This is a genomic window from Alkalihalobacillus sp. R86527 (assembly GCF_042466185.1).
In the GTDB taxonomy this organism is placed as follows: domain Bacteria; phylum Bacillota; class Bacilli; order Bacillales; family Guptibacillaceae; genus Guptibacillus.
On record NZ_JAXHBW010000001.1, the window covers coordinates 1272466 to 1295955 of the forward strand.

Here is a 23490-nt window from a genome sequence, read left to right on the forward strand (position 1 = left end):
TGAAGTGATCGCCATTTCTACAAACGAAATAGCAGAGACCTTTGCAATTTCACTATTCGGATTTCATCGAGATCAACGGTTAGGGGTGATTTCATGTTTAAATTTAACGATGAAAAAGGGCAACTTAAATGTTCCTTCTGTGGTAAGACACAGGATCAAGTTCGTAAACTAGTTGCAGGTCCAGGTGTTTACATTTGCGACGAATGTATTGAGCTTTGTACTGAGATCGTAGAGGAAGAGCTTGGAACTGAAGAAGAGGTTGATTTTAAAGAAGTACCAAAACCTCATGAGATTTGTCAGATTCTTGATGATTACGTTATTGGTCAAGAAAAGGCTAAGAAATCACTTTCAGTAGCTGTTTACAACCATTACAAGCGTATCAATGCTTCATCTAAATCTGATGAGGTAGAACTTTCTAAGAGTAACATTGCTCTTATAGGTCCTACTGGTAGTGGTAAAACACTTCTAGCTCAGACTCTTGCAAGAATCTTGAACGTTCCTTTTGCAATTGCTGATGCAACGTCTCTAACAGAAGCTGGTTACGTTGGGGAAGATGTTGAAAACATCCTTCTGAAACTAATTCAGGCTGCAGATTACGATGTTGAAAAAGCAGAAAAAGGTATTATTTATATTGATGAAATTGATAAGGTTGCTCGTAAATCCGAGAACCCATCGATTACTCGTGATGTATCTGGTGAAGGTGTACAGCAGGCACTGCTTAAAATTCTTGAAGGTACGACTGCAAGTGTTCCTCCACAAGGTGGACGTAAGCATCCTCATCAAGAATTCATTCAAATCGATACAACGAACATCCTCTTTATTTGCGGGGGAGCGTTTGATGGAATCGAACAGATTATTAAACGTCGACTCGGTAAGAAAGTAATTGGATTTAGTGGAGAAGCTAAACAAGATGACTTGAAACCAGGTGAATACCTAAGTAAAGTTCTTCCAGAAGACCTTCTTCGTTTTGGATTGATTCCAGAATTTATTGGTCGTCTTCCTGTTATCGGAAGTCTAGAGCCACTAGACGAAGAAGCGCTTGTTGAAATTCTTACTAAGCCTAAGAATGCTCTTGTGAAACAATACCAAAAGCTTCTTGAGCTTGATGATGTTGAGCTTGAGTTCGAAGATGATGCACTTGTTGAGATTGCTAAGCAAGCGATTGAAAGAAAAACTGGTGCGCGTGGTCTACGTTCAATCATTGAGGGAATCATGCTCGATGTAATGTACGATCTTCCATCTCGTGAAGAAATTAAGAAGTGTGTACTTACAGCAGCGACTGTAAGTGATAAGACTTCCCCACGTCTTGTTTTAGAAGACGGTTCTGTAATCGATGAAGGTAAAGAGTCACCTAAAGAAAGTGCATAAAGATTGAACCAATCACCTATGGTGATTGGTTTTTTCTTTTTAGAGAATCCTTTCCAATTTTCCGGTTTATGGAACACTACCTCAGGAGATACTATGGCTATTGATAATTTTCCAGGAGGTACTATTATGAATTGGACAGGAGTTGCACTAGCGATACAATTGTTTTTTGGGATTGTGATTGGTTTATATTTCTGGAATCTACTACGTAATCAAAGAACCCAGAAAGTATCAATAGATAAAGAAGCTCGAAAAGAAATGGAGCAATTGCGTAGACTTCGAAATATTTCGCTGAGTGAACCGTTGTCAGAACGGATAAGGCCTTCTGGTTTTTCAGAGATCGTTGGTCAGGAGGAAGGGATTCGAACTCTTAGGGCAGCTATATGTGGGCCGAACCCTCAGCATGTGATTATCTATGGTCCTCCTGGGGTTGGTAAAACAGCAGCAGCACGCCTAGTTCTTGAGGAAGCAAAGCGAAACAGAATGACGCCTTTTAAACAATCGGCTATTTTTGTTGAACTTGATGCAACAACAGCTCGATTTGATGAAAGAGGAATCGCAGACCCATTGATTGGTTCGGTACATGATCCGATCTACCAGGGAGCTGGTGCGATGGGACAGGCTGGGATCCCGCAACCAAAGCAAGGAGCGGTAACGAATGCTCATGGTGGTATTTTATTTATAGATGAAATAGGTGAACTGCATCCTATTCAAATCAATAAGCTTTTAAAAGTTTTGGAAGATCGAAAGGTTTTTCTTGAAAGTGCCTACTACAGCGAAGAGAATTCCAACATTCCCGCTCACATCCATGATATTTTTCAGAATGGATTACCGGCTGATTTTAGGATGATTGGAGCAACAACAAGGTCACCGGATGATATCCCTCCAGCGATTCGTTCTCGTTGTATGGAAGTGTTTTTTAGAGAACTGACTCAGGAAGAAATCTCAAAGATTGCAGCGAGGTCTGCAAAGAAATTAAATTTAATGATAATGGACGAGGGCATAGATCGAATAAGCCGATATGCTAGAAATGGTAGAGAAGCGGTTAATCTTATGCAGATTGCGGCTGGTCTTGCGATAACAGAAAACAGAAACAGTATAACAGCTGGCGATATGGAATGGGTAATCCATGCGAGTCGATTGACACCTCGACCTGAGCGAAGAATACCCAGTCGTTCTCAAATAGGGCTAGTAAATGGTTTAGCGGTATATGGTCCGAATACAGGCGCTCTTCTAGAAATTGAAGTAACAGCCGTTAAAACTGATAAAGGGAAGGACGGCTCCGTGACGATAACAGGTATTGTTGAAGAAGAGAGCATCGGTAATCAGAGTAAATCGATCCGCAGGAAAAGTCTTGCAAAATCTTCAGTAGAAAATGTTATGACAGTCTTAAAGTCGATGGGTGTACCGTCTAACCTCTATCACCTTCATATTAATTTTCCTGGTGGAGCACCTGTAGATGGTCCTTCAGCGGGTGTGGCGATTGCAACAGGCATTTACTCTGCGATTAAAGGTAGTCCAATAAACAACAAGGTAGCGATGACTGGCGAGATTAGCATCCATGGATCAGTTAAGCCAGTTGGGGGAGTGTTTGCAAAAGTTTCTGCTGCTAGGGATGCAGGAGCGAAAATTGCCATCATACCAGATGAAAACAATGAAGAAATGCTCAAAACGATAGAAGGTATTACAGTGGTGCCAGTCAAGCATCTATCTGAGGTGTTCGACATCGCATTCATACTAGAAAAAACAGAAGAGTTTCCACCTTTTGCTATAGGAAAATCTCAGCCCGGCAGCTAAGTCGGGCTTTTCTACATGTTCACAAGTTTTTTATTCGTTTGAGCAGGGAAGATTAGACAAGTATAAGAAAGTTAGGATACAATGAAGTACAACTTATCAACAATGTGGGCTCGGAATTAGAGTATAAATAAAGTAATAGTTTGTTGTGTGGAGGTGCCTTAGATTGAATAATGAACAAAAAACATTGCCCCTACTTCCTTTAAGAGGGTTGCTTGTTTATCCATCCATGGTTCTTCATTTAGATGTTGGCCGTGATAAATCTGTACAAGCACTTGAACAGGTAATGATGGATGATCAACAAATTTTTCTTTCTACTCAGAAAGAAGTAGAGATTGAAACTCCAGAAGAAGATGATATTTACGAGATCGGAACCCTTGCTACCGTAAAGCAAATGCTCAAACTTCCTAACGGGACAATCCGTGTTCTTGTTGAAGGAATCCAGCGTGGTAAAATCATCGACTTCAAAGAAAATGAAAGTTATTATGAAGTTCAAATCGAGCGGATAGAAGAAGCTGTTGATTCAACGATAGAAGACAAAGCTTTGATGAGAACGGCTCTAGATTTATTTGAGCAATACATTAAAGTATCCAAAAAGGTGACAGCTGAAACGTTTGCTTCTGTTAATGATATTGAAGAGCCTGGCAGGTTAGCAGATATCATTGCTTCACACCTTGCTCTTAAAATTAGACAAAAGCAAGAGATCTTAGAAACCTATAGTGCTCATGACCGCTTGAATAAATTGATTGAAATTCTTCAAAATGAGAAGGATGTTATCGATTTAGAAAAGAAAATTGGCCAACGTGTAAAACGTTCGATGGAAAAGACACAAAAAGAGTACTACTTGCGAGAGCAAATGAAGGCGATTCAGAACGAGCTTGGCGAAAAAGAAGGTAAAACTGGTGAAATAGCTACCTTAAAAGAAAAGATAGAAGAAGCGAATATGCCTGAAAGCGTTCAAGAGATGGCTTATAAAGAATTGGATCGCTATGAGAAGATTCCTCAAAGTTCGGCTGAGAGTTCTGTCATTCGTAATTATATCGATTGGCTGATCCAACTGCCTTGGTCTAAGGAAACGACAGATAACCTTGATATTCACCATGCTGAAAAGATTTTAAACGAGGATCATTACGGCCTCGAGAAAGTGAAAGAACGCGTTTTAGAATACCTGGCAGTACAACAGTTGACGAAATCGTTGAAGGGCCCTATCTTATGTCTTGTAGGACCTCCCGGAGTAGGTAAAACCTCTTTAGCAAAATCTGTTGCAAGGTCTATCGGACGTGAATTTGTTCGTATTTCACTTGGTGGTGTTCGAGATGAAGCTGAAATAAGAGGCCATCGTAGAACGTACGTTGGAGCAATGCCAGGTCGAATTATTCGCGGGATGAAGAAGGCTGGCACGGTAAACCCTGTTTTCCTATTAGATGAAATCGATAAGATGTCTAATGATTTTAGAGGAGACCCGTCTTCAGCAATGCTTGAAGTACTAGATCCACAACAAAACAACACGTTTAGTGATCACTATATTGAAGAGCCTTATGACCTTTCAAAAGTTATGTTTGTTACTACTGCTAACAACCTTGCTACGGTTCCTGCTCCGTTACTTGACCGTATGGAGGTTATTCAGATTGCAGGCTATACAGAAATTGAGAAAGTTAATATCGCAAAGAGTTATCTTCTGCCTAGACAGTTGAAAGAGCACGGTCTAAAGAAAGGTAACCTTCAGATGAGAGATGAAAGTCTCTATAAGTTAGTTCGTCACTATACAAGAGAAGCTGGTGTTCGTAACTTAGAACGACAAATAGCGACAGTTTGCAGAAAAGCTGCCAAACTCATTGTTGGAGGCGAACGGAAACGTGTTGTCGTAACAGAAAATATGCTAGAAGAGTTGCTAGGACACCCTAAGTTCCGATATGGTGAAGCGGAAGCAGAAGATCAGATCGGTACAGCAACGGGTCTTGCGTACACAACGGCTGGTGGAGATACATTAGCCATTGAAGTATCGCTATCTCCTGGTAAAGGAAAACTGATTCTAACTGGTAAGTTAGGAGACGTTATGAAAGAATCTGCACAAGCGGCATTCAGTTATATTCGCTCTCGCTCGAAGGAGCTTTCAATCGATCCAACTTTCCATGAGAACAACGATATTCATATCCATGTTCCTGAGGGAGCTACTCCAAAGGATGGTCCGTCTGCAGGGATTACAATTGCGACAGCACTTGTATCTGCACTGACAGGTAAAGCAGTTAGAAGAGATGTCGGTATGACTGGTGAAATTACTTTACGAGGAAGAGTACTACCTATTGGTGGGCTAAAAGAAAAGTCCTTAAGTGCACACCGTGCAGGCCTGAAAACAATTATTATGCCAAAAGAAAATGAGAAAGATCTAGAAGATATTCCGGAAAGCATTCGAAATGACTTAACATTTCTGCCGGTTAGTCATCTAGATGAAGTGTTAAAAACCGCACTTGTGGGGGAAAAGAAATGAAAGTAACAAAATCCGATTTTATAATCAGCGCTGTTAAGCCTGAACAATATCCTGTTGATCGATTGCCTGAGATTGGTCTTGCTGGTAGATCCAATGTTGGAAAATCTTCGTTAATCAATACATTGATCAACCGAAAAAACCTTGCAAGAACATCAGGAAAGCCTGGTAAGACTCAGACTCTTAACTTTTATCTTATAAACGAATTGCTCTATTTTGTTGACGTGCCAGGCTATGGTTTCGCGAAAGTCTCCAAAAAAGAAAGAGATGCATGGGGACGTATGATCGAAACGTATTTAACAGATCGTGATGCACTCAAAGCAGTTATTCTGATTGTTGACTTAAGGCATTCTCCATCAAATGATGACGTCATGATGTATGATTGGTTAAAACATTATGAGATTCCTGTCATTGTTGTGGCAACTAAATCCGACAAGATCCCTAAAGGGAAGTGGGCAAAACATTTGAAGGATGTTAACCAAACGTTGAAAATAGAACCGACAGATAAGCTTGTTACCTTCTCCTCTCAAACAGGACAGGGTAAAGAAGATGTATGGAGTGCAATTAAGTCCTATATTTAACGACAGAGATCTGGCTAAATAGCCAGGTCTTTCTTTTTAGGTTTATTTTTCTAAAAATTACAAAAAATAAGGTTTGTTTTACCATAATAGTGGGAATAGGATTAAACGGTAGCAAACATTAGTATGAAGCTACTCAGCTTTTATGATGATCAATTATAAGCTCTAAGGAGGGATGTTAGCGAAAAGTGACAATTGAATGAAATATCTAAATATTGGTATGATTGCAATACCGCAGTTTACATAACATTAACTGCCATATGAAAAGTCGTTAAGGGGGACAAGTGGAATGAAAAGAAATTGGAGTTTTTTAACAGCAATGTTGCTATCTCTCGTTCTTATTCTTGCAGCATGTGGAGGCGGGAACGAAGGGAATGGTAATGAAGGTGGTTCTGAAGGATCTGGAGATGAAGGTAGTAGTTTAGAACTAACCGAGGATGGTAAATTCCGTTATGTTGTTTCTGGTGAGTTCCCTCCATTCAGTACGGTGGACGAGAATGGAGACCTTTCAGGCTATGATGTAGCAGTTGGAAAAGCGATCGCTGAAAAAATAGGTCTTGAACCAGAAGTAGAGAAGTTCAAGTTTAGCGGTATGGTATCAGCGATTAAATCAGGTCGATATGATGCAGCAGTAGCAAGTCACACGATTACTGACGAGCGAAAGAAAGCAGTAAACTTCAGTGAGCCGTACTATTATTCTGGCCCAGTACTTTTCGTTCAACCTGGTAGCGATATTAAGACCGTAGAAGATCTTTCTGGAAAAGATGTTGCTGTTTCTAAAGGATCAACTTACGAAAAGTCAGCTCAAGAATATACAGAGAAGATTTCTAACTACGATAGTGACCAAACGGCTTTACGTGCGTTGAGTGAAGGAAAGCATGATGCTGTTATCACAGATGATATCACTGGTAAGCAAGCGATTGAGAGTGGGTTCAAGGTTGAAAAAGTTGAACAGCTCGGTACTAGTGAACAAGCTGTAGCGATCAAGCAAGAAAACAAAAACTTACTCGAAGCTGTAAACAAAGCCCTTAAGGAACTTAAAGAAGATGGAACGCTGAAACAACTTAGTGAGGAATACATCGGAGTAGACATCACCCAGAACCCTGACAGTGAGTAAAAGAAAGGAATGTGTGCTGGTGCACACATTCCTTTTTACCAGTAAGCGTCTATTGAAATCGAAGGAGCTGATTGTTCTTGCCTACGTTCTCGCATTTTCTAGAAACATTATTGAGTAGTTATCCCGTATTCTTTGAAGGTCTTTGGCTGACGATCCGGGTAACTGCTGTATCTATATTAATTGCTGTGTTCATCGGATTATTGTTTGCTTTATTTAAAATATCAAAAGTAAAAGTTTTAAATTGGATTGCTAATATCTACATAGCGGTAATTCGAGGAACCCCTCTGATCGTACAAATCTTTATTTTTTATTTTGGATTAACTGAATTCAATATCCCTAAATTCTGGGCTGCGTCAATTGGATTAGCTCTTCATAATGGGGCATACATCGCTGAAATCTTCCGTGGATCCATACAATCGATTGATAAAGGGCAGATGGAAGCTGGTCGTTCACTCGGTATGAGTCATACGCTTGCAATGAGAAGGATTATTTTACCTCAAGCATTTAGACGTGCTCTGCCACCCCTCGGGAACCAATTTATTATTGGCTTGAAAGACTCGTCTCTAGCAGCATTCATAGCTCTTCCTGAATTGTTCAGCGTAGCGACTACTCAGGGAGCAAGAACATTTGATGAGATGACTTATCTATTGATCGTAGCAGTTTACTATTTAGTACTTGTTCTCATCTTTACACTACTGGTTAACCTGCTTGAGAAACGATTGTCTGCAAGTGATTAAGGAGAGAGGTGCAGTATAATGGCAGAAAAAGGCGAAATGATTCGTGTTGAGAAATTAAACAAGTCTTTTGGAGATTTACATGTTCTAAAAGACATCGATATGGAAGTAAAAGAAAGCGATGTGGTTGTTCTTATCGGAGCTAGTGGTTCTGGTAAGAGTACTCTTCTCCGCTGTATGAACTTTCTTGAAATCAAAAATAGCGGAAAAGTAATCATCGAAGGCAAAGCGGTCGAGCCCAATAAAGATAATTTAAATAAAGTTCGACAAAAGGTTGGAATGGTATTTCAGCATTTCAATTTATTTCCTCATAAATCTGTGTTAAACAACGTAATAGAAGCACCTATGATGGTAAAAAAACTTAAAAGGGCTCAAGCCGAGAAAGAAGGTAGAGAGCTTCTTGCCAAAGTAGGTCTTGCTGACAAAGCTGATGTGTATCCAAACAAACTATCTGGAGGTCAAAAGCAGCGTGTGGCGATTGCAAGATCTCTTGCAATGAAGCCTGAAATCATGCTCTTCGATGAACCGACTTCTGCACTAGATCCCGAATTGGTTGGTGAGGTTCTTTCCACCATGAAGGAGCTTGCGAAAGAAGGTATGACGATGGTAGTGGTCACGCATGAAATGGGCTTTGCTAGGGAAGTGGCAGATAGGGTAGTTTATATGCATGATGGGAAAATAGTTGAAAAAGGAAAACCCGCTGACATATTCAATAATCCAAAAGAACAAAGAACGCAGGATTTCTTAAGTTCGATATTATAATAGAAAAAAAGTAAGGAGCCAAGCACATGCTTGACTCCTTACTTTTTTTTGATTACTAGATAGACACCGATAGTGATTAAAGCAATTGGCCAGAATTCCCCAATGAACGAAAAGGTCGATGCTAGCCAAATTTGAAATCCAGTATACAATAGCTCGATAATAGATAGAGCTAGAAGCAGTAACCCTGGAATTAAGCCGGATTTCTTTGTCTTATAGTAGGTCGAAAGGTAGGCAAGGCTTAGAATCAAAGCGTACATTCCCCATGTGTTAGGCCATAGTGCGAGTTTATTAACGAAGTAAAAGTGAACACCAAGTCCTACTAGTAATACACCAGGAAATAACATTGAACCTTCTTTTGAAATCACTCCCTGAATGATCATCGCAACTCCTATAAGAATCAGGATGATCTGCCAGCTTGTGATTTGATCCGAAATGGGCAGGCTTAACGTTTGGATAAGATAATAAAGACCGATTCCAATAAACAGAACTCCTGGAAAAACACTTTGTCGTCTCAAGAAAGGATCCTCCTATTGTCAAAATTGCACGTTCTTTGCTAAACTTTGTGTTTTCTGGTACATTATTAGTGGTATGACTACTTATAATAACGTTTAGATTACTTTTTTACATCATATCATATCTTGTTTCAAAGTCTGTTCACATTTTGAAACTCTGTGATTTTTGTCACATGTTAAAATAGTATTGACTGATAGTATTAAGAACATGTTCCGGGTTAACAATATTTGGGGGTGGAACGATGCACATCCTGGTCGTAGGGTTGAACCACAAAACAGCCCCTGTTGAAATACGAGAGAAACTTTCGTTTCAGGAAGATACATTACCTGATGCGTTAAATAAGTTGCGACACTCTAAAAGTATTCTAGAAGCCGTCATTCTATCTACGTGTAATCGTACAGAGCTTTACGTAGTAGCTGATCAGCTTCATACAGGGAGATATTATTCTAAAGCTTTCTTATCTGAATGGTTCGGTATTGAGAAAGATGAATTTAGACCTTATTTAGAAATTCGAGAAAATGATGCAGCAACAGAGCATTTATACCGTGTTGCGTCAGGATTAGATTCTCTTGTAGTAGGAGAAACACAAATTCTTGGACAGGTTAGGGATGCTTTCTTACTAGCGCAGGAATCCTCTACTACGGGAACAATATTCAATCAGCTTTTCAAACAAGCTATAACACTCGCTAAGCGATCTCATTCTGAAACAGAAATCGGTGAGAATGCAGTATCAGTTAGCTATGCTGCTGTAGAACTTGCCAAGAAGATCTTTGGTGGGCTCGATCAAAAGCATGTAGTTATCCTTGGTGCTGGTAAGATGGGTGAGTTAACCGGGAAACACTTAAAGAGTAACGGAGTGAGTCAAGTAACTGTTGTTAACCGTACACTCGAGAAAGCATCTGAACTTGCATCTCAATTCATGGGGCAAGCTCGCTCAATGGATGATATTCATACAGCGCTTTCTGAAGCAGATATTTTGATCAGCTCAACCGGATCCTCTAACTATGTATTAACAGAGGAGACCGTGAAACCAGTATTGAAGAAGCGAAAAGGACGTCCGTTGTTCATGGTGGATATTGCGGTTCCACGTGACCTTGATCCAGCGCTAAACAGCATGGATTCTGTCTTCTTGTACGATATTGATGACCTTGAAGGTATCGTTGAGTCAAACCTTGCTGAAAGAAAGAAAGAAGCTGAGAAAATTGAGCTTATGATCGAAGAAGATCTTGTTCAATTTAGAGAGTGGTTGAACACTCTCGGCGTTGTACCAATGATTTCAGCATTACGTTCAAAAGCGTTATCTATCCAGGCTGAAACGATGAAAAGCATCGAACGGAAACTTCCGGATTTAAGCGATCGTGAAAAGAAGGTTCTAAGTAAGCACACGAAGAGTATCGTAAACCAGCTTTTAAGAGATCCTATCGTTCGAGTGAAAGAAATGGCTGGAGAACCCAATGCTGAAGAATCTCTTGAAATATTCACAAAGATCTTTGCGATCGAAGAAGAAATTGAAAGAGAACTTCATAAGCAACGCGTACAAGAAAATGAAGAGAAAAGAAAGCAAGAAACCTTTGATTACTCAGCCTTATTAAGAGCATCGCAGGTGCGCTCCTAGGAGAGGAGACATGAGTTGTGACGAACGCCAGCTGGCTTTATGATTTAACCATTTCTCTTTACGCACTTAGCGTATTAGGGTATTTTATTGACTTCTTGCAGAACAACCGGAAGGCTAACCAAATTGCCTTCTGGTTGCTTTCTATTGTATGGGTCTTGCAGACCACTTTCCTTGTTACACAAATCAATGCAATGGGCGGTTTTCCAATTTTGACACCTTTTGAGGGGTTATTTTTTTATACTTGGGTGATCGTTTCATTATCTTTATTAATAAATTGGTTTTTTCGCGTTGACTTCTTTGTGTTCTTCGCAAATGTACTCGGTTTCATCATTATGGCCATTAACTTATTTGCTACAAGAGAGCAAGCTTCAAGTATGTTGACAGAACAGCTTATGTCTGAGCTATCTGTCATTCATATCACCATGGCATTTATTTCATATGGCGCCTTTTCTCTTTCGTTCATTTTCTCCGTTATGTATTTAATTCTCTATCAAATGTTAAAAGGGAAGAAATGGAGTAAGAGGCTAAGACGATTTGGTGATTTATCGCAGCTAGAAAAACTTTCGTATTTATGTAGTGTACTTGGTGTGCCGCTTCTATTACTTAGCTTAATCCTGGGTATTGTATGGGCTATCTTGAAAGTAGACCAATTTAGTTTATTGGATACGAAAGTGATCGTTTCATTCATTGTGCTGATTGCATACAGCACGTATTTATATCAGAAGGTTGCTAGAGATATCGAAGGCAAGTCTCTTGCTGTTTGGAATGTTGCAGCATTTCTAATTGTGCTGATCAACGTATTCTTGTCTGGGGCTTTTTCACAGTTTCACTTCTGGTATAGCTAAAAAGATACACAACCAAAGTTTGGGGGACAAACAATGAGGAAAATAATTGTTGGATCACGTAGAAGTAAGCTAGCAATCACACAGACAAAATGGGTGATTAGCAAATTGAAAGAGATCAATCCTGATGTGGATTTCGAAATAAAAGAAATCGTAACAAAAGGAGATAAGATCCTCGATGTTACCTTATCTAAGGTTGGTGGAAAGGGCCTCTTCGTAAAGGAAATTGAGGATGCAATGCTCAAAGGTGAGATTGATATGGCAGTGCACAGCATGAAAGATATGCCATCCATTTTACCAGAAGGCCTAACGATTGGGTGTATCCCTGAGCGTGAAGATTATCGAGACGTGCTTATTTCACAATCCAAGCAGTCGTTTCGTGAGCTACCAGAAGGGGCTATCATCGGAACGAGCAGCTTAAGACGCGGCGCTCAGTTAAAAGCAATTCGACCAGATGTAGAGATCAAATGGATTCGTGGAAATATAGATACGCGTCTTCGTAAGCTTGAAGAAGAAGATTATGATGCGATTGTTTTAGCTGCAGCTGGACTCCATCGGATGGGCTGGTCTAAAGAAATTGTTACTGAATATCTAGATCCGGATCTATGTGTACCAGCAGTTGGTCAAGGTGCACTTTCTATTGAATGTAGAGAAAGTGATGATGAGCTTCTCGGTCTACTTGAGAAACTCAATGATGAACATACAACAAAAACTGTATTAGCAGAAAGAGCGTATCTCCATACTCTTGAAGGTGGTTGTCAAGTACCAATCGCCGGCCATGCCATACTAAAAGACGGAACGATTTCCGTAACTGGCCTTGTGGGAGAACCAGACGGCTCCGTTATCATTAAAGAGATGGAAACGGGCACTGATTATGAACAGGTTGGTGTAACGCTCGCTAATAGAATGAAAGAGCAAGGTGCGAAAGAGATATTAGATCGCGTGAAAGAAGAACTCGATCAATGATCTCCCCGCTCTCAGGGAAGCGTGTACTAGTCACGAGAGCTCGGGGGCAGGCAGCTACATTTTCGGGATTAGTTGAGAAGCGAGGGGGAGTTTCAGTAGAAATTCCCCTCATTGCGTTTAAACCGCGTTTACATGCATTGAATACAGTGGATATATCTCAATATGCATGGGTGGTTTTTACGAGCTCAAATGGCGTGCGGTACTTTTTTCAAGAAGCTACCCTACCGTCAAACATAAAAGTGGCAGCAGTAGGCAGCAAAACAGCCAAAGCACTCAAACAACATCATGTTACGATTGATCTTCTTCCTCGAAATTATACTGCGGAAGGATTAGTCTCAGCACTTTCTGAAACGGTGCAACAAGGGGAAAGTATATTGTTACCGCGTGGAAACTTAAGTAGAAAAGTGTTGCCAAAGCAACTGAGAAAGCTAGGACTCACGGTCACGGATTTAACGATATATGACACTGTGATTCCGTATGGTTCTGAGAAAGCTTTAACAGATCTTATACGTAACAAGGAGATCGATGTTATCACGTTCACTTCATCATCCACGGTTCACCATTTCGTAGAACTACTGAAAGTGAAAGATTTGAAAGCGAGTTTACAAGGAATTACGATCGGGGTTATTGGGCCGATTACGGATAGAACGCTTCAGTCATATGGTCTAAAAGCAGACGTAGTACCGAAAGAATATACAATCGAAGGATTGCTCCAAAGTCTTGAGCATTACTTTCTAGCATAGGGAGGATACTAATGAAAGCTGAGAATTATCGTCGCCATCGTAGGTTAAGAAGGTCCGATTCAATGAGGGCAATGGTTAGAGAAACATTTTTACATAAAGAAGACTTGATCTATCCTGTTTTTGCAGTAGAAGAAAATGATATAAAAAGAGAAGTACCATCGATGCCAGGTGTGTTTCACTTCTCTTTAGATCATTTGAATGCAGAAATTAAAGAGGTAGTTGAACTAGGCATTCAATCCGTTATTGTGTTTGGAGTTCCTAACCACAAAGACGCAGTTGGATCTGAAGCATATTGTGAGACAGGAATTGTTCAACGTGCAATCAAGCAAATTAAAGAAGAGTTTCCAGAGCTAACCGTTATCGCGGACACATGTCTATGCCAATATACAGACCATGGACACTGTGGCGTAATCGAAGATGGTTATGTATTGAACGATGAATCACTTGAGCTTTTAACGAAAACTGCGATTTCCCAAGCAGAAGCGGGAGCTGATATCATTGCTCCCTCCAATATGATGGACGGGTTCGTAGGTGCGATTAGAAAAGGACTCGATGAAGCTGGGTTCGTAGATGTACCTGTCATGAGCTATGCGGTGAAGTTTTCTTCTGCATTCTACGGCCCGTTCCGAGACGCGGCTCATAGTTCTCCACAGTTCGGAGATCGAAAGACGTATCAAATGGATCCTGCTAACCGATTGGATGCAATCAGAGAAGCTGAAAGTGATGTTGAAGAAGGTGCTGATTTCTTAATGGTGAAACCAGCTCTTTCCTACCTTGATATCATCCGTGAGCTCAAAGATCGATTCCCGCTTCCGATGGTTGCTTATAATGTAAGTGGGGAATATTCGATGATTAAAGCAGCCAGTCAAAATGGATGGTTGAATGAAGAAGAAGTTGTTCTTGAGAAGTTAACGAGTATGAAGCGTGCGGGAGCAGACTTGATCATAACGTATTTTGCAAAAGATGCTGCACGCTGGTTAGGTAAATAAATATAGAGAGGAGATTCGTTTATGGGAAATTATGATCGTTCCAAAGAAGCGTTTCAGGAAGCATCCAAAGTAATGCCAGGAGGGGTGAATAGTCCTGTACGTGCATTTAAATCTGTAGGACTTGATCCGATCTTTATGGAAAAAGGAAAAGGATCGAAGATTTATGATATCGATAAAAATGAGTACATCGATTATGTCCTTTCTTATGGCCCACTCATTCTTGGTCACGCTGACGAAAAAGTAGTAAATAGCTTGAAAGAAGTAACGGAGCTAGGCACTAGTTTTGGAGCACCTAGTACGTATGAAACAAAGCTAGCTGAGCTTGTTGTTGAGCGTGTCCCTTCTATTGAGATTGTTCGAATGGTTAACTCTGGTACGGAAGCAACGATGAGTGCACTCCGTCTAGCAAGAGGCTATACAGGGCGTAATAAGATTCTTAAATTCGAAGGATGCTACCATGGTCATGGAGATTCCCTTTTAATTAAGGCGGGTTCTGGTGTTGCGACACTTGGACTTCCAGATAGCCCGGGAGTACCTGAAGGAATTGCAAAGAACACGATTACGGTTCCTTACAATGACCTTGAAAGTGTACGCTATGCCTTCAAAGAATTTGGTGATGATATTGCAGGAGTAATCATTGAACCTGTAGCTGGGAATATGGGGGTTGTCCCACCACATGCTGGATTCCTGGAAGAATTACGCACGATTACAGAGGAAAACGGTACCGTTCTAATCTTTGATGAGGTTATGACTGGTTTCCGCGTTGGTTATAACTGTGCACAGGGCTATTACGGCGTTACACCAGACCTCACGTGTCTTGGTAAAGTAATCGGTGGTGGTCTGCCTGTTGGAGCATATGGTGGGAAAAAAGAAATCATGGCTCAGATTGCTCCGAGCGGACCGATCTATCAAGCTGGTACATTGAGTGGGAACCCTCTTGCCATGACAGCTGGATATGAAACGCTTGCACAGCTAACTCCAGATAGTTATAAAGAGTTTGAACGTAAAGCAGAGCGATTGGGTGAAGGTCTTTCAAAGGCCGCTGAAAAATACAACATTCCTCATACGGTTAACCGTGCAGGATCTATGGTCGGATTTTTCTTCACAGATAAGGACGTTGTGAACTTTGAAACGGCATCTTCATCAAATCTTGATTACTTTAAACAGTATTTTAAAGAAATGCTTGATCAAGGAGTTTCTATCCCTCCTTCACAGTTCGAAGGGCTCTTCCTTTCAACAGCACATACAGATCAAGATATCGACCAAACCATTGCAGCTGCAGAAGCAGCATTCTCTAAACTTAAATAAGTTGGAACCCTGTCAGGATTATCCTGGCAGGTTTTTTTAAAACTCTCTAAAATTAAAGAGATCTCACCCTTTTTCAATGTTTTAGACATAATCCTGTATCCTACTCATAAACGTGTAATGTATGGATAATGTTCGAAAGGAGGAGAAAGCATGCAGAATGATTCACATTTGCATTTCTCCGTTGAGGAGCAGGTATGGTTGAAGAAAGGACAGGAAGTTGAAGAGGTTTTATCAATTTCGCTAGACCCTGAAATTTCCATTGAAGAATATGAGGATTATGTAGCGGTTAAAGGATGCTTGTATTTATCAGGGGAATACCTTCAAAGAGAGACTGATGGTAGTGAGAATGAGGAAGATGACTCTTCGGTCTATCGCTCCGTTCACGAAGTTGAAACTCGTGAGGATGGAACAGCTACAATCGGACACCGTTTCCCAGTAGATATTACAATACCATCAAGTAGGATCCGTAAGCTTGAAGATATTTATGTTACTGTTGACACCTTTGATTACACGCTCTGTGAAACAAACTGTTTGCAACTTAATGCTGATATCTCTATCAGTGGTATTCAAGGAGACGCTAGCTATTCAACTTATGAAAATGATTCAGAAGTGGAGTACGATGATATGGTGGAAGAGGAAAGATCCTCAGATGAATCAGTATGGGAAACAGACGTGAAATATGTAAATAACGAGGCTGAAGAGCCAGATATGTTCCCTTCAAACATTCGCACGCCACAAGTTGATATGAGAGCACAACCAGCACAGCAAAATGTTGAATATGTAAAGCCTGAGGAAGTAGAAAACGAAACGAATTATGATCTGTTGACTAGAATGGCTGGGCAAAGTTCTGAAGCAAGTTACTATAACCACAATGAAGAAAGTGCTGAGAGAGCTTACGGCTATGGAGCAGAGGTTGAGCAAGAAGAGTATGAAGAAGGCGTGGAAGAAAGAGAACCTGTTCGCGAAGAAAATGCTTTGTATCTAACCAATATGCTTACGAAAGATGAAGAGAATTTTTCGAAGATGAAAATGTGTATTATTCAACCTGGGGATTCCCTCACAGAAATTGCGGAGCGGTACAGAGTGTTGCCGAGTCACCTTGCAAGAGTGAATCGACTTGATGAAGAAGAAGTGAGTGAAGGCCAGATCTTATACATCCCCGTTAACCGGTAAATGGTGTGAAAAGGGGTAGTACAAATGAACATTACAGCTGTTCTTCAGCATAAATACGGATTTGAGGAATTGAACTGGAATCATACCAATTTTGTAATTGAAACTAATGTTGGAACCAAAAAAGTAACCTATTGGCGGGATCGGAATTTGCTTGAGTATCATCTCAACTTCCGTGACCGTCTTTTTTCTAAATCTGGTATCATGTGTAATCGCATGATTCGTACACGCGATGGTCTACCATGCGTTCAAATCGATCAATCGTTTGTAACGATCCATGATGTTATCGATTCATCGTCAGCCATCGACGACGACCCAGAGTTTAAAGGTTTTTTAATCGCTTCTTTACTTGAGGTTTCCAAAGACTTCCCTTATATAAATCAGAAGGATAGAGACGTATTTCCTTATAAAGCATCCATTGAATCCTTAACCCATTTAAAGGATAAGAATCAGAAATACTATTCTTTGTTAGTTAGAACCATTCCAAAAGTAAAACAGAGGTTAACCCCTCATAAGAAGATGCCGCCTATCTGTTATGATGGAAATGAATTGAAAGTCGTAGAAGGACAATACTACTATGATTTGAGTGACGCTCCTCCTCAGCCCGCTCACCAAGTGATTCGAAGAGCACTTGGCTTTGAGCGAATAGAGGACACTCAAGCATGCTGGGGAAGTTTACTTAACGCAATCTCTAAAGAATTAGCTGACCAAGTAGTGAGTGCGTTGATCTCTCCATGGGAATGGCAGGAATGTATTAATCGTATGCATAGCTGTGAGGATGAAGAAGAAATCTATTATCGCTTTGAGAAAGAATGGGAAGCTACGATGGAATTATGTGACGCTCTTAAGCTTTCTATTCCGGCCAGGAGGACCTTCTCCTATGAATAATCTTGGTGCAATTTTATTTCAATACGATCTGATTCCTGAAAACTATGAAAAATATGGAAAAGTATTGAAGGTCACAACCAACCAGGGCACGTTCGCTCTTAAAGATACTAGGTTGTCCAGAGAACGAATGGATTGGATGCTGTATTTAGAGAACTATTTCAAAGAATTGCAATTCAATGGTTTTGTTCCAATCGTCAAAACAAAGTATGGCGATACTTTTGTGGTTGTGGAAGATCGCGCGATGTATTTGTCTCCATGGATCGAAGAAGGGAGTGTAAGCCCTCCTTTAAAAGAAGGACAAATGATTCAAAGCCTGGCAGAGTTACACGGCTACTCAGTGAAAGATCACGCTTTCTCTGAAGAATCGATTAAGCAATTCTATGATAGAATGGTTGTCTTAAGAGAAAGTCGGCAGTTTGAAATGGAGAAATACGTTAACGAAATTGAAAAGCGCATCTATCTTTCCCCATTTGAGCTGACATTTGCTACTCATTTCCATCAACTAATGAAGAATTGTGATCTGTCAAAGTCACGATTAGATTACTGGTTTGAACAAACAAACGAGTCAAAGAGGTACAGAACGGTGTTTTGCCATGGGAAGTGTTCAGCATCACATTTCATTGCTGGAGGAGAGCGAGGGTATTTCATAAACTTTGAACGATCTTCCATGGACTCTCCGGTAAGGGATCTTACGTATCTGATTCGTGCATCCGTTTCTCCGTTTCAGTATAATCCAGAAATATTAGTCTCGAACATGTCTCGCTACGAAAGTCAGTTTGCTCTTTATGAAGAGGAAAAGGATTTACTTGCTAGTTATTTATATTTTCCAGAATCGCTGTTTAACAGTGTGACGCATTTTACTAGTAACCAACGAAATTGGTCCCATATGAAGCATGTCCGTCATTTTACGAAAAAAATAGAAGTGATGAACGGAATTACTACCACTCTGCAACACATGAGAGCTTAAATCCATTCAAAATAGAAACACACTTCTAATGCGACTAGGATAATTAAAATGAGCACATCTACTGAAGTTGGAAATAGAATCGTTCTGATCACTTGGAAGAAGATAAATGGTGGAACAAATTGGGCCAGTATGTCTCTGAATTTATATAAGGATGGCGGTAGCTGATAGCGGTTGAGTCCTCCAAATCGTTTTTTCATGTATATGTCCCCTTCACAGTACTATCGATACCATCAGCGTATGTATGGACAGTAGTTTGGGTGATTAAGTAAAAAAGAAAGTGGTTATGATAATAAAAAGGGCTAATAGTATCTTGACGGTTTTTTATACACAAGGTAAACTTATGAATACAAATAGTCGACAGGCAACGATAGGGAGTAGTAAAGTGTGAACCCTTCAGAGAGAGAAATCATTTGCTGAGAGATTTCTTAGGAACGTAACATTTGAAGTCGCCCTGGAGCTGTTTCTCTGAAATAGTAGTAGGAGAAGCCGGTGAATCCGTTATTCAATGAAGCGTACAGCTTCTATCTTTTTTCTGGAGCTGTAAATAAAGGTGGTACCGCGAAACTTCTTTCGTCCTTTTTACTAAGGATGGGAGAAGTTTTTTTGTTTGCTATCGACTTATTGATTGGAAAGGATGGATAGTAATGGCTAATAAAGAGCTAACGATGCCAACGAAGTATGATCCACAGGCAACAGAACAGAAATGGTACCCGTATTGGGTAGATGGAAAGTTTTTTGAAGCAACAGGAGATAAGAATAAAACTCCATACACGATTGTTATTCCTCCTCCTAACGTTACAGGTAAGCTACACCTTGGTCATGCATGGGATACAACACTTCAAGATATCCTCTCCCGTTTTAAACGGATGCAAGGATACGATGTTCTGTGGTTACCAGGAATGGACCATGCAGGTATTGCCACTCAGGCAAAAGTAGAAGGAAAACTACGTGAGGAAGGTACTTCTCGTTATGATCTAGGAAGAGAGAAATTCCTTGAAAAATCTTGGGAGTGGAAAGAAGAATATGCTGATTTCATCCGTAGTCAGTGGGCAAAGCTTGGCCTATCCCTCGATTACTCCAGAGAGCGCTTTACACTTGATAATGGCTTATCAAGCGCTGTTCGTGAGGTATTTGTAAAGCTTTATGAAAAAGGCCTCATCTACAGAGGCGAGTATATCATCAACTGGGATCCTCAAACGAAAACAGCTCTCTCTGATATCGAAGTCATTCACCAGGAAGTAACGGGTCACTTTTACCATATGCGTTACCCGCTAGCTGACGGTTCAGGACATATCGAGATTGCTACCACGCGTCCTGAAACAATGCTTGGAGATACAGGGATCGCCGTTCACCCTGAAGATGAGCGGTATAAGCATCTGATCGGAAAGAAAGCAATTCTTCCAATCGTTGGGCGTGAGATTGAAATCGTAGCCGATGATTATGTTGATATGGAGTTTGGATCTGGTGCAGTAAAGATTACGCCTGCTCATGATCCAAATGACTTTGAAATTGGTAACCGTCATAACCTTGAGCGAATTCTTGTTATGAATGAAGACGGCTCAATGAATGACAACGCAGGTAAATATAAAGGGATGGATCGCTTCGAGTGCCGTAAGCAGCTTGTTAAAGATCTTCAAGAAGCAGGTACGCTTTTTGAAATTGAAGAACATGTTCATTCAGTAGGTCATTCTGAGCGTAGTGGCGCAGTTGTAGAACCGTATCTTTCTACGCAATGGTTCGTAAAAATGGGACCTTTAGCAAAACAAGCAATCGATCTTCAAAAATCCGAAGATAAAGTAAACTTCGTCCCTGAACGATTTGAGAAAACGTACCTTCATTGGATCGAGAACATTCGTGACTGGTGTATTTCACGTCAACTATGGTGGGGACATCGTATCCCGGCATGGTACCACAAAGAGACTGGTGAAATTTATGTAGGGGATGAAGAGCCGGAAGATATCGAGAACTGGAATCAAGATGAAGACGTTCTTGATACGTGGTTTAGCTCAGCGCTTTGGCCTTTCTCTACAATGGGATGGCCTGATGAAGACGCAGCTGACTTCCAACGCTTTTATCCAACGAATGTACTCGTAACAGGTTACGATATCATTTACTTCTGGGTAGCTCGAATGATCTTCCAAGGTATCGAATTTACTGAGCAACGTCCATTCAACGATGTTCTCATTCATGGACTTGTACGAGATTCAGAAGGACGTAAGATGAGTAAGTCACTTGGAAATGGTGTAGATCCGATGGATGTTATTGAGAAGTATGGAGCTGATTCTCTGCGTTACTTCTTAGCAACTGGTTCTTCACCAGGAAATGACCTAAGGTTCTATTGGGAAAAGGTTGAATCCACTTGGAACTTCTCTAATAAGATATGGAACGCTTCTCGTTTTGCCCTTATGAACATGGATGGCATGGAGTACGATGAGCTCGATCTTACTGGTGAAAAGTCCACGGCTGACAAATGGATTCTGACGCGCCTGAACGATACGGTTGATCAGGTAACACGCCTTATCAACAACTATGAGTTTGGTGAGGTTGGGCGATACCTCTACAACTTTATCTGGGATGATTTATGTGACTGGTATATCGAAATGGCGAAACTTCCACTATACGGTGAAGATGAAGCGGCAAAGAAGACAACGCGATCTGTTTTAGCTTATGTATTAGACCAGACAATGCGTATGTTACATCCATTTATGCCTTATCTTACAGAGGAAATCTGGCAACACCTTCCTCACAAGGGAGAATCGATTACAGTTGCGAGCTGGCCAGAGAAGCAGGATGCCTTGCATTTCCCTGATGCAGCAGCAGATATGGCTCTACTAACGGAAATCATTCGCTCTGTTCGAAATATCCGTGCAGAAATGAACGTGGCGCCAAGTAAACCGATCGAACTACAAATCAAACCAAAGACTTCTGAAGCGCAGGATCAGCTTGAGCAGAATAAGCAGTATATCGAACGTTTCTGTAACCCAGAATCACTAACGATTTCTGCTGATTTGCAAGCTCCTGATAAATCGATGACATCAGTCGTTTCTGGGGCAGAGTTATTCCTACCACTTGAAGGATTAATCAATATCGATGAAGAAATCGAACGCCTTCAAGGTGAATGGAAAAAGCTTGACTCTGAAGTAGAGCGAGTACAAAAGAAATTAGCTAATGAGAAGTTCATCAGCAAAGCTCCAGAAAAGGTTGTTGATGAAGAACGCGCGAAAGAAAAGGATTATTTAGAGCGAAGAAACAATGTTGAAGCTCGTATTAACGAATTGAAAAAATAAAGCTGTGGCGAATCTCCAAAAGGGGATTCGCCTTCTTTTGAAGAAAGGTGATGTAAGGGTGTTCAATACATATGAAGAAGCTGTAAGTTGGATTCATAGCTTATTAAATCACGGAATCAAGCCTGGACTAGAACGAATGGAGTGGATGCTTGAACGATTAGATCATCCTGAAAGACGGCTGAAGTTTGTTCATGTTGGCGGTACGAATGGAAAAGGCTCTACTGTAACCTACATGAGACACATATTGCAGGAATCAGGATATGAAGTAGGAACCTTCACTTCTCCTTACATCGAAACGTTTACAGAACGGATCGCATTGAACGGAACACCTATACCAGAAAGTGATTTGGTTGAAGTATGCAATCGTGTTTATCCAGTCGTACAAGAAGCATCGAAGACTTCTCTAGGTTCTCCAACAGAATTTGAAGTGATCACACTCATTTGTTTCGTCTATTTTGGTAAAGTTGCGTTCCCTGATATTGTGTTGCTAGAAGTTGGACTAGGTGGTCGTTTGGATTCGACGAACGTCATTCATCCGTTAGTATCGATCATTACGAACGTTGGATTCGATCATATGCATATTCTCGGAAATGATCTTGAAGAAATCACCTTCGAAAAAGCGGGTATTATTAAATCGGGTGTGCCTCTTATCACGACTGCAGAGGAAGAGCTTGTTCGAAACAGGCTAATCGAGACGACAAAAAAGAATAATACAAAAAGCTATAAGCTAAACGAAGAGTTTAGGGTAAGCGATTTAACATCGACTAAGGATAGCGAGAACTTCACGTTTCACTCTCCTTATCGAACAATAGAGAATATAAGCATTGAAATGAAGGGGCTCCATCAGGTGAAAAATGCATCAGCCGCCCTAATGGCGATGGAATATTTAAGAGTGTTTTATGGCCTGCATATTGAGGAAGACATGATCAAACGTGGGTTGTTACACGCATCTTGGCCTGGTAGATTCGAACGAATACTTGAAAATCCTGATGTTATTATTGATGGGGCACATAACCCTGAAGGAATTACTAGTCTGGCAGAAACAATCAAAACACGTTATCCGGACAGTTCGATCTACACTGTTTTTAGTGCTGTTGGCGACAAAGATATTGAATCTATGCTAGAGCCTCTCTATCCTATAGTATCTAGCATGACGTTTACGACGTTCGAATTTCCTAGAGCTGTTCGTGCAAATGAGCTATATGAAAGGTGCTCGTTTTCAGAGAAAGCTTTTGAAGAAAACTGGATGACAGCGGTAGAAACTGTTATGAATAAAGCAGATGACAAGGACCTTGTTTTAATAACGGGCTCTCTTTACTTTATTGCTGAAGTTAGAAGTTATCTAAAAACTTTGAAATAAATACAAA

At 40.6% G+C, this 23490-nt stretch carries 20 protein-coding genes and 1 other annotated feature; of the genes, 18 read left to right on the forward strand and 2 right to left on the reverse strand.

Annotated elements, in window-relative coordinates:
- Positions 1-93: 93 nt before the first annotated feature.
- The 7 genes from clpX to SJY16_RS06435 all read left to right on the forward strand — a co-directional run bounded on the left by clpX (position 94) and on the right by SJY16_RS06435 (position 8835).
- The gene (gene clpX / locus SJY16_RS06405) at positions 94-1368 is read left to right on the forward strand and encodes an ATP-dependent protease ATP-binding subunit ClpX (protein ID WP_377888271.1); all 1275 of its coding nucleotides are present in this window, start codon (positions 94-96) and stop codon (positions 1366-1368) included.
- A 126-nt stretch (positions 1369-1494) separates the two neighbouring features.
- Positions 1495-3162 carry an ATP-dependent protease LonB gene (gene lonB / locus SJY16_RS06410; protein WP_377888273.1) on the forward strand — a complete coding sequence of 556 codons (1668 nt, stop codon included), beginning with the start codon at positions 1495-1497 and terminating at the stop codon, positions 3160-3162.
- Between the two features lie 226 nt (positions 3163-3388).
- A complete protein-coding gene (lon, locus tag SJY16_RS06415; protein ID WP_377892087.1) occupies positions 3389-5647 on the forward strand; it encodes an endopeptidase La in 2259 nt (752 codons plus the stop codon).
- Positions 5644-6225 (forward strand): ribosome biogenesis GTP-binding protein YihA/YsxC, encoded by a 582-nt coding sequence (gene yihA, locus SJY16_RS06420; protein WP_377888274.1) that lies wholly within the window; start codon positions 5644-5646, stop codon positions 6223-6225. The genes lon and yihA overlap by 4 nt, the downstream gene beginning before the upstream one ends.
- 286 nt (positions 6226-6511) lie before the next feature.
- Entirely contained in the window at positions 6512-7339 is an 828-nt protein-coding gene (locus SJY16_RS06425) for a transporter substrate-binding domain-containing protein (protein WP_377888275.1), read from the forward strand.
- Positions 7340-7416: 77 nt separating this feature from the next.
- Positions 7417-8076 carry an amino acid ABC transporter permease gene (locus SJY16_RS06430; protein ID WP_224878639.1) on the forward strand — a complete coding sequence of 220 codons (660 nt, stop codon included), beginning with the start codon at positions 7417-7419 and terminating at the stop codon, positions 8074-8076.
- An 18-nt stretch (positions 8077-8094) separates the two neighbouring features.
- Complete coding sequence (locus SJY16_RS06435; RefSeq protein WP_377888276.1) at positions 8095-8835, forward strand: amino acid ABC transporter ATP-binding protein; 741 nt, start codon at positions 8095-8097, stop codon at positions 8833-8835.
- Between the two features lie 38 nt (positions 8836-8873).
- Here SJY16_RS06435 and SJY16_RS06440 read toward each other — a convergent pair whose 3' ends face one another.
- The gene (locus SJY16_RS06440) at positions 8874-9350 is read right to left on the reverse strand and encodes a LiaI-LiaF-like domain-containing protein (protein ID WP_377888277.1); all 477 of its coding nucleotides are present in this window, start codon (positions 9348-9350) and stop codon (positions 8874-8876) included.
- Between the two features lie 239 nt (positions 9351-9589).
- Here SJY16_RS06440 and hemA point away from each other — a divergent pair, with 239 nt between their 5' ends.
- The 9 genes from hemA (at position 9590) to SJY16_RS06485 (ending at position 18836) form a co-directional block, all read left to right on the forward strand.
- On the forward strand, positions 9590-10963 hold the full coding sequence (gene hemA / locus SJY16_RS06445) for a glutamyl-tRNA reductase (RefSeq protein ID WP_377888278.1): 1374 nt from the start codon (positions 9590-9592) through the stop codon (positions 10961-10963).
- A 17-nt stretch (positions 10964-10980) separates the two neighbouring features.
- Positions 10981-11808 carry a cytochrome c biogenesis protein CcsA gene (ccsA, locus tag SJY16_RS06450; RefSeq protein ID WP_377888279.1) on the forward strand — a complete coding sequence of 276 codons (828 nt, stop codon included), beginning with the start codon at positions 10981-10983 and terminating at the stop codon, positions 11806-11808.
- 33 nt (positions 11809-11841) lie between these two features.
- Positions 11842-12771 carry a hydroxymethylbilane synthase gene (gene hemC, locus SJY16_RS06455; protein WP_377888280.1) on the forward strand — a complete coding sequence of 310 codons (930 nt, stop codon included), beginning with the start codon at positions 11842-11844 and terminating at the stop codon, positions 12769-12771.
- A complete protein-coding gene (locus SJY16_RS06460; RefSeq protein WP_377888281.1) occupies positions 12768-13514 on the forward strand; it encodes a uroporphyrinogen-III synthase in 747 nt (248 codons plus the stop codon). The genes hemC and SJY16_RS06460 overlap by 4 nt, the downstream gene beginning before the upstream one ends.
- Positions 13515-13525: 11 nt before the next feature.
- Positions 13526-14503 carry a porphobilinogen synthase gene (gene hemB / locus SJY16_RS06465; protein WP_377888282.1) on the forward strand — a complete coding sequence of 326 codons (978 nt, stop codon included), beginning with the start codon at positions 13526-13528 and terminating at the stop codon, positions 14501-14503.
- A gap of 21 nt (positions 14504-14524) precedes the next feature.
- Positions 14525-15811, forward strand: coding sequence for a glutamate-1-semialdehyde 2,1-aminomutase (gene hemL, locus SJY16_RS06470; RefSeq protein ID WP_377888283.1), 1287 nt, complete (start codon positions 14525-14527; stop codon positions 15809-15811).
- A gap of 150 nt (positions 15812-15961) precedes the next feature.
- A complete protein-coding gene (gene spoVID, locus SJY16_RS06475; RefSeq protein ID WP_377888284.1) occupies positions 15962-16984 on the forward strand; it encodes a stage VI sporulation protein D in 1023 nt (340 codons plus the stop codon).
- Positions 16985-17008: 24 nt separating this feature from the next.
- Entirely contained in the window at positions 17009-17869 is an 861-nt protein-coding gene (locus tag SJY16_RS06480; RefSeq protein ID WP_377888285.1) for a hypothetical protein, read from the forward strand.
- Positions 17862-18836, forward strand: coding sequence for a phosphotransferase (locus tag SJY16_RS06485; protein ID WP_377888286.1), 975 nt, complete (start codon positions 17862-17864; stop codon positions 18834-18836). The genes SJY16_RS06480 and SJY16_RS06485 overlap by 8 nt, the downstream gene beginning before the upstream one ends.
- On the opposite strand, the gene SJY16_RS06490 is transcribed toward SJY16_RS06485, so the two are convergent.
- On the reverse strand, positions 18833-19033 hold the full coding sequence (locus SJY16_RS06490; RefSeq protein WP_377888287.1) for a hypothetical protein: 201 nt from the start codon (positions 19031-19033) through the stop codon (positions 18833-18835). The genes SJY16_RS06485 and SJY16_RS06490 overlap by 4 nt on opposite strands.
- Before the next feature lie 158 nt (positions 19034-19191).
- Positions 19192-19417, forward strand: a binding site (T-box leader).
- A gap of 63 nt (positions 19418-19480) precedes the next feature.
- On the opposite strand from SJY16_RS06490, the gene SJY16_RS06495 reads away from it, so the two are divergent.
- Positions 19481-22123, forward strand: coding sequence for a valine--tRNA ligase (locus SJY16_RS06495; RefSeq protein WP_377888288.1), 2643 nt, complete (start codon positions 19481-19483; stop codon positions 22121-22123).
- Between the two features lie 58 nt (positions 22124-22181).
- The gene (locus SJY16_RS06500) at positions 22182-23483 is read left to right on the forward strand and encodes a bifunctional folylpolyglutamate synthase/dihydrofolate synthase (RefSeq protein ID WP_377892090.1); all 1302 of its coding nucleotides are present in this window, start codon (positions 22182-22184) and stop codon (positions 23481-23483) included.
- Positions 23484-23490 lie beyond the last annotated feature (7 nt).